General features: G+C 61.6%; 10 protein-coding genes. 8 read left to right on the top strand and 2 right to left on the bottom strand.

The genetic code is table 11. From position 1 onward, the window contains the following. Positions 1 to 182: 182 nt before the first annotated feature. The 6 genes from MFF01_RS21300 (at position 183) to MFF01_RS21325 (ending at position 2,766) form a co-directional block, all read left to right on the top strand. On the top strand, positions 183 to 425 hold the full coding sequence (locus tag MFF01_RS21300; protein ID WP_238228402.1) for a hypothetical protein: 243 nt from the start codon (positions 183 to 185) through the stop codon (positions 423 to 425). Between the two features lie 139 nt (positions 426 to 564). Next, on the top strand, positions 565 to 852 hold the full coding sequence (locus MFF01_RS21305) for a hypothetical protein (protein ID WP_238228403.1): 288 nt from the start codon (positions 565 to 567) through the stop codon (positions 850 to 852). 478 nt (positions 853 to 1,330) lie between these two features. After that, positions 1,331 to 1,558, top strand: a complete 228-nt coding sequence (locus MFF01_RS21310; RefSeq protein WP_238228404.1) for a hypothetical protein — start codon at positions 1,331 to 1,333, stop codon at positions 1,556 to 1,558. Positions 1,559 to 1,655: 97 nt separating this feature from the next. Then, positions 1,656 to 1,952 (top strand): hypothetical protein, encoded by a 297-nt coding sequence (locus MFF01_RS21315; RefSeq protein WP_238228405.1) that lies wholly within the window; start codon positions 1,656 to 1,658, stop codon positions 1,950 to 1,952. Next, positions 1,949 to 2,368 carry a lysozyme inhibitor LprI family protein gene (locus MFF01_RS21320; RefSeq protein WP_238228407.1) on the top strand — a complete coding sequence of 140 codons (420 nt, stop codon included), beginning with the start codon at positions 1,949 to 1,951 and terminating at the stop codon, positions 2,366 to 2,368. Before MFF01_RS21315 ends, MFF01_RS21320 begins: the two co-directional genes overlap by 4 nt. A 197-nt stretch (positions 2,369 to 2,565) precedes the next feature. Continuing rightward, positions 2,566 to 2,766: a hypothetical protein gene (locus MFF01_RS21325; protein WP_238228409.1), complete on the top strand. Its 201-nt coding sequence runs from the start codon at positions 2,566 to 2,568 to the stop codon at positions 2,764 to 2,766. A 102-nt stretch (positions 2,767 to 2,868) separates the two neighbouring features. Here MFF01_RS21325 and MFF01_RS21330 read toward each other — a convergent pair whose 3' ends face one another. Then, positions 2,869 to 3,063: a hypothetical protein gene (locus MFF01_RS21330; RefSeq protein WP_238228411.1), complete on the bottom strand. Its 195-nt coding sequence runs from the start codon at positions 3,061 to 3,063 to the stop codon at positions 2,869 to 2,871. Between the two features lie 312 nt (positions 3,064 to 3,375). After that, the gene (locus tag MFF01_RS21335) at positions 3,376 to 4,146 is read right to left on the bottom strand and encodes an SDR family NAD(P)-dependent oxidoreductase (protein ID WP_238228413.1); all 771 of its coding nucleotides are present in this window, start codon (positions 4,144 to 4,146) and stop codon (positions 3,376 to 3,378) included. 251 nt (positions 4,147 to 4,397) lie between these two features. Between MFF01_RS21335 and MFF01_RS21340 the strand changes: the two genes are divergently transcribed. Further along, positions 4,398 to 4,574 carry a hypothetical protein gene (locus tag MFF01_RS21340; protein ID WP_238228415.1) on the top strand — a complete coding sequence of 59 codons (177 nt, stop codon included), beginning with the start codon at positions 4,398 to 4,400 and terminating at the stop codon, positions 4,572 to 4,574. A 631-nt stretch (positions 4,575 to 5,205) separates the two neighbouring features. After that, positions 5,206 to 6,311, top strand: a 1,106-nt coding sequence (locus tag MFF01_RS21345; protein ID WP_238228416.1) for a PAS domain-containing protein, incomplete at its 3' end; no start/stop codon positions are given.

The following is a 6,311-nucleotide window of genomic DNA, read 5'->3' on the forward strand; positions in this document are numbered from 1 at the left end:
CTTTTCAGGAGGCAGGCCAGTTCGATCACGCGGATGGTAGTATAGAGGTATCCTATCGCAGGTCAGCGATCGATAGCTTGCGGTAACGCTGGGAGCCAGTTTGACGATGAGGCCGACGTACCCCTATCGGCGTGTCAGAGAGAACGAGTAGCGCAGGCCCGCGCCACGGAACGTGAACTGGGATGCAGGCAGTAGCCGCCGGCGTCGATTTCATCCGCCAGACTGGCCCCGCTGCGGCGGATGTTCATGTTGCGTTGCCCTCCTCAGCGATCCTCCATTACCGCTTCGATCGCATGGATCTTGGTCTCAAGATCAGCAATCTGCTGCAGGACGCTTTTGCCCGGGAGGAAACCGCCTCCTTTGGCTTCGAGCGTCAGGAGGGTTTGTTCAGCCCGCAGGCGTTCGATGAGCGCTTCCAGATCTGACATGCCATGAGAAGCGCGGCCGAACTCGGTGCGTTCCCGGCGCGAACTGCCCGTCCTTAACGGATTCCTGCCTCATCTCGGTAGGCGGAAATCTCTGATCAGTGCCCTACCTTCTCGTTGTCACGCACGGGGAGCGCCTATGTCCGAAGACACTCAGAAGCTGCAGATCCTCGTCGGCCTGTACGAGCTCGCGATCGGCCGGCTGTTCGAAACGGTCCCTGGAGGCGACGAGGCCAGACGCCTGTTCGTCCAGGACGTCCGGCAGCTCCTCGACAGCACGAACGAGATGCAACCCCACTCGCCAGCGGCTCAGACCTACGAAGCGCTGCTACGACGCCTCGGCGCAGCGCCTCCTAATGCTGCCGGCGGCCTGGGCGTTGTGCCCACCCCTGAGCAGGGCCTGCCCCCAGCTGGGGCGGGCCAGTAGGCCACCGTCATCTTCGACGAGCAGAATGGCAAGGTGCAGGAGCGCGGCTCAGAAAAAGGGAGAACGAGAAGCGTTCATGGTGGTTGAGTCACGCAAGCACGTAAGCAGCAGATGGTGAGAAATGGCACAGGACACTCCTGAAGTTGACCAGGTAGCCCGTACGATCGCGGAGAACGTGTACGCAGCCTACATGCGACAAGCTCAGGGCGAGATCCACCCTCAGCTGGAACAGACCATTCTGACCCGTTTAGCTGAGGGCATCAGACCCGAGGTTCCGGGCGGCACGCCAGGCGACATCATTGATGCGGCCAACTCCGTTCTGGACGCATGGGAGCAGACCTCGGAGATCCGAGGACCTCGCATCAGCGCCCTCAACCGAGCCGACGGCTCCGTGGCCGTAGCGACGCCCTTACGCCCATGACCATCGCTGAAGCCCAGCCCAGTGAGCGCGATGGGCCCATGTGTGGAAGGATCACCAATGACCCAGGACAAGAGTGGCAGTCAGGATCGTGCCGAAACCCGTGCTGCGAAGGCGGCAGAGAGGGCCGACACCGCAGGACAGGCTTGGGAAGAGGTAAGGGTACGAGAAACGACCCGTGACGACCAGATCGTTCGTCTGAAGGCTGAGCGGTTGGCGCGAGATGCCGATGGGGCTGTGGCGAAGGATGGGGCCAAGCCGAAAAAGCTTAAGCCGGCCAGGGACTGACGAGGGCGCTCCTCCGCTAACGAACAGGGTTCACAGTTCTGATAGGGAAGCAGCATCCTAATGGGCGCCTAGCGCCTCTGGCAGGAGACAGGGTTCAATGATCGATGACCCCGCTTCGCCTGTGCCTCCGCGGCGCCTGAACGAGCTCTCGCAGCTCGCATCGCGCCTTGCTGAACGGGTGTTGAGTGAGCAGGATGCGGACCAGAGCATCCCCGAGGGGCATATCCACGCCCTCCTCGACGCGGCGATCCTGTTAGACAAGTACGAGGCCGAGATGCCGGCCGCGCTGAGTCAAATCGTCGATCAAGTCGATGATGCTAGCCGGGAATCTGATGATGGAGCATCCGGGCTCGCTTGGTTGCTCCGTCCGTTCCAAGGGACGAAGGAGGCATGATTCAACGCATGCTCTCCGCTGCGATCCTGGGCGGCATGTTTGCTAGCCTGCCTACCGCTGCCCTCGCTACCCAAGCTGAGGATCTCGGGATCGACTGCAAGAAGGCGATCTCGACGCCGGACGTCACTCTCTGCATCAACGACGCGTACGAGGCGGCGGACAAGCAGCTGAACGCGGCTTACCACAGCGCTATGGCTTCGATCGACAAGGGCGACAGGTCGCTGGAGGTGCGAAAGGACTGGCGAAAGGCCCTCGTCGAGGCGCAGCGCCGCTGGATCGCGTACCGGGATGCGGAGTGCGAGTTGACGGGATTCCAGTGGTATGGAGGAACGGGCCGTTCGGGCGCCGTCCTCGATTGCGCACGGGTGCTGACCGAGGCCAGGACGAAGGCCCTCAAGCAACACGCCAACCCATGATCAAGTCGGCTCTGCGGATCTGAAGCGCGGGCGTCGTCAGCGCGCTGCTGACGATCAGTGGGAACGCAGCGCCGGCCACTCGTATGGATGAGCGAGAGGTCGACGCAGCCTTCCGCATCCTGCGGCCGAGCCAAGTTGCCTCCCTAGACACCACAACTATTGCGTGCGCTGATGTCTTTTATGCAAGGAGAGGCATCATGGCTGAAGCACAGAAGCCCGAGGATTTGGACGCGCAGACCCGAGCGCATCTCGGCGAGCGTACACTGGTGCTTGCCGAGGATGTGTTCCGCCTGAACGACCCGCACCTCGACGCGATCATGCGCGAACTGATGCAGCGTGTCGGTCGAGTGATTGCCCGTGACCTCGATAAGCCGGCGGGGTGCGATCGGGTGCATTAGGGGCAGCCGGGGCCGGTGGCGGTTGATGCGCGCGGCGGGGCCTTAAGACGAAGCCCGCCTCGGCGCGCAGCCGGGCGGGCTTCAATTCACCCGATGTTCGCATCAGGCAAGGTCGTTTTGTTCCTCAGGATCCTCAGGAAGGATCTCTGCTGGATCTACAATTTCCTGGGTGTGACGACCTTCGATCGACGAATCTTTCGTGAGCACTTGATCCATCGGTACAGTCAGAGGGTCCTGCGGATCGGGGGTAGCCGGGCCTGACGTCGAATTGCTCAAGGGCGCTTTCTTTTCGCTCATCGTCTCCTCGCGTGCTTCTGAGATTTAGCCAACAGCATGCAAGCCCGGGAGTTCGAAAGGGTCTTACTGCTATTCGCCACCAGCGTCAGAGGTCAGCGTCTCCTCAACGTCCTCGAAAAGAATGCTGAGGCCGAGAGCGTCCGTCACTTCGCGGAAGAGGGTCATGGGCAGGATCCTTCGGGAGGCCGTTCGGCGCGTTTCAATCCGCGCATATCTGCAGCATCTACGGCTGATTCTGTGCAACGTTCCGCGTCCGGAGGGAAAGATCTCACGGCTCCGCATCATGAAGCGCGAAGCCGTGAGCCAATGTGATTACGCACCGCCCCACTGCATGGTGAGGCCGCCGTCAACCACGAGGGTATGACCCGTCACGTAGTCAGAGTCGTCGCTGGCGAGGTAAAGGATTGCCTTGGCGATCTCGTCGGGTTGACCGGCCCGGTGCCAGGGGATCTTCGCGAGGGACTTTTCCAGCACCGCCGGATCTTCGAAGCGATCACTGGTCATGGGCGTCTCGATAAGACCCGGCGCGACGTTGTTGACGTTGATTTTGTCTTCGGCCAGCTCGCGCGACAGGCTACGGCAGAACGAGCCGATGGCAGCCTTCGACATGCCATAGGGAGCACTTTCGGGCGTCGGCAGATGCTGAGCTACCGAGGAGACATTCACGATCTTGCCGCGCCCGCCTTGCGCGCGCCGCACGGCGATGAAGGCCTTCGCACAGAACACCGGGCCGAACAGATTGACGCGCAGGATCTGCTCCAGCTTCGCCTCTTCCATGTCCGCTACCGGCATCCCGCTCATGGCCTGGCCGGCATTGTTCACGAGGATGTCGAGGACCCCCAGATCGTAGGCAACGCGTTCGAAGGTGGCTGCCACGGACGCAGCATCGCCAACATCGTTTTGAATCACGAGGCAGGTTCGCCCGTGAGCCTCGACACGCCTTGCCGTCTCGCGAGCGCCGGCCTCGTCGGTGTTGTAGGTGATGGCCACATCTGCGCCTTCGCGCGCAAAAAGCTCCGCTGTCGCTTGGCCGATCCCGGAATCCGCACCGGTGATGAGTACGCGCTTGCCCTGCAACTTCATGATGATATCTGCGTCCAGCTAGTGTGTCGGCCCGACCTGAGGCTTCGATAGAACATCAATCAGCGGTGGACTTCGCGGTTCCTGACGGCACTGAGGCATATGCTCAGCAGAGGTGCTCGACGATAGCGACATCGGATCGGACCAAGGCTGCCCCCTCCCCCGCTCTATGCAAGCTGTGGTCTGCCAGAGACTTTTGGCGCGCCTCACCGACCCGCCGTCCTCGGCTTCGCCCGTGGCGCAGAATCGAGCCGATGCTACCCGATGACGGCTTTTCGTCGCCCGCCACCTGGGCCGTCAGGATGCTTCTCGTCGGCCTGCCGCTGCTGTTCGTCGTGCGCGAGATCCGCAACGGCGCGCTGACGGGCTGTCCGGCCTATGACGGTGTGACGCACCCACAGGAGGCCAAAGCCCTCTGCGCCGACCAGTGAACCACCTCTCGAACGAATAGGCGGATTGGCTGGATCAGGTTCTAGAATGCGAGGAGCTTGAACGAAAGCGATCCCTTTCGCGGATTCGAAATGCGCAGTTCCAGTATGCCGACGAGGGTGCTGGCAATACGAGCACCGGATGGGTCCCAAAATTCCGCCCCGGAGCCAGCTCGACACGCAGATTTGCGTTGGTCGTGCTCTCGGCTCCGCTGTCCTCGCACGAGAAGCTGGCATCAGGTTCCTCCGGCAGCAATGCGCCATAAACGGAAGTTTGCTGCCTGCCCGGAAGCGGACGTTCCGCATGCGACCCAACTCAGCCGCCTGAAGCGCTGTCGAGGTTCCCTCAAAGCGGACGTTCGTAAGCCGTCCGGCAACTTCAGCTCGGGGTGGGGAGTGGACCTTGACCCTTTGACCCGAAGCGGACGTTCCGCCTCCAACCCCAAGCAGGAGCTCTAAGGACGAACAACAAATGATACTCGAAATCATACGAATGCAGGCGCCCTTACAGCGTTGCACGACCACCTGCGCCAAAAGCTGGCATTGAATACAATATTTGAGGTGATACTGAGAAGTTTTCATGGAAAATTAATAATTTTCAAAGAAAATGAGGCAAATCACCGGACATCAGGCCATGAGCATTTTCAACTCTGGATCATCGAATGTTCTTTCGGCTATTGAGAAGTCTCTCGCCAGGGTTGAATTTGACCTGAAAGGTGACGTCTCGGATGCAAACTCGCTCTTCCTTGGCGTGGTTGAATACACCCTTGAGGAGGTGAAGGGTCGCCATCACAGCCTCTTCGTCGCTCCCGGGGAGCGGGAGAGCGAAGCCTACAAAGAGTTTTGGGCGGACCTGCGCGCAGGCCGACATCAGACACGGGACTTCAAGCGGATTACCAAGAGCGGTCGCGAGGTCTGGATACAAGGTTCCTATAACCCGATCCTCAACCGGCGCGGCAAGGTGGTGCGGATCGTTAAGTTCGCCACCGACATCACAGCGCAGAAGCTGCGCAGCGCCCTCGATGCCGCCCAGATCAGGGCGATCAACCGCTCCCAGGCCGTCATTCACTTCACCCTCGAGGGCATCGTCACCGATGCCAATGCGAACTTCCTCACCGCCCTCGGCTACCGCCTCGACGAGATCAAAGGACAGCACCACCGCTTGTTCGTTGGACCGGACGAGCGCGATGGCGCAGCCTATGCGGCGTTCTGGCGTGCCCTAGCCAACGGTGAGTACCAGTCGGGCGAATTCAAGCGCTTCGCCAAGGACGGTCGCGAGGTCTGGATTCACGGGGCCTACAACCCGGTCCTCGGCGCAGATGGCAAGCCCTACGCAGTGGTGAAGTTCGCCACCGACGTCACGGCCGAGGTCAGCGACCGTAATCGCCGCCTCCAGGGCCAGCGGGCCATCGATCGCGACCTCGGTCAGATTACGCAAGCGATCTCCGACGTGAGTCAGCGGGCAACAACCACGGCGGAGGCTGCGGCGCAGACCTCCGGCAACGTCCAGGCCGTGGCGGCCGGCGCCGAGGAGTTCTCGTCCTCCATCGAGGAGCTGAGCCGCCACGCCGTCGAGGCCAAGGGTGCGGCCGATGAGGCCGTGGCCCGAGCCGGCGAGGCCGGGACCATCATCTCCGGCCTCACCGCCTCGGCCGAGAAGATCGGCGAGGTCATCGGGGTGATCCGCTCCATCGCCGACCAAACCAACCTGCTCGCGCTCAACGCCACCATCGAGGCGGC

Origin of the sequence: Methylobacterium adhaesivum, assembly GCF_022179065.1 — a bacterium.
GTDB classification, from domain to species: Bacteria; Pseudomonadota; Alphaproteobacteria; order Rhizobiales; family Beijerinckiaceae; genus Methylobacterium; species Methylobacterium adhaesivum.